We start from the raw sequence: 676 nt of genomic DNA on the forward strand, positions 1-676 counted from the left end.
AGGCATTGGAGCGATACGCAGGTCTGCAGCCACGAGGAAAAAGAACGGTCATCTGCGACAGTTATGAGAATGTGAAAGACCACGCGCTCAACCCGCTGAAGATCGGGCTCCATTCAGAGGAACAATATGCACGTCCTGATTATCCTCTCCAAAGGTTTGATCCCAAACGTCCCATGAATTGGGTATGGGGTTATTCATTTTTGCAGGAGAGGCCGATTTTGGTTCCAGAATCGATTGCCTACTACGACCTGGGAGATGACTTCGTCTATGAAAACTACAATGGATGCGCGTTAGGCAGGTGTTTGGAGGAGGCCATTTTCTACGGAATTTTGGAAGTGGTGGAACGGGACGCCTTTCTCTTGACATGGTACGCGCAGCTGCCTTTGCCGCGGCTTGATCCTGCATCTGCGAAAGACAAGGAATTGCTGTTGATGATTGAGCGGATCAAAGCAGTGGCCGGTTATGATGTGTATTTGTATAACGCGACCATGGAGCATGGGATACCAAGCGTTTGGGCCATTACGAAAAACAGGAAACAGAAGGGAGTCCATCTCGTCTGTGCCGCCGGGTCTCATCCGGATCCGCTGCGAGCTGTAAAAACCGCGGTGCATGAACTGGCCGACATGCTGTTGACACTGGATGAAAAATATGAAACGTATCGGGAAGAGTTTCTGCA

General features: G+C 50.1%; 1 protein-coding gene. It reads left to right on the forward strand.

The genetic code is table 11. The features are described from left to right. The coding region (locus H0Z31_15770; GenBank protein ID MBO8178850.1) for a YcaO-like family protein at positions 1–676 on the forward strand (676 nt) is incomplete at both ends.

Origin of the sequence: Bacillus sp. (in: firmicutes) (assembly GCA_017656295.1) — a bacterium.
Classification (GTDB): Bacteria; Bacillota; Bacilli; order Bacillales; family JACDOC01; genus JACDOC01.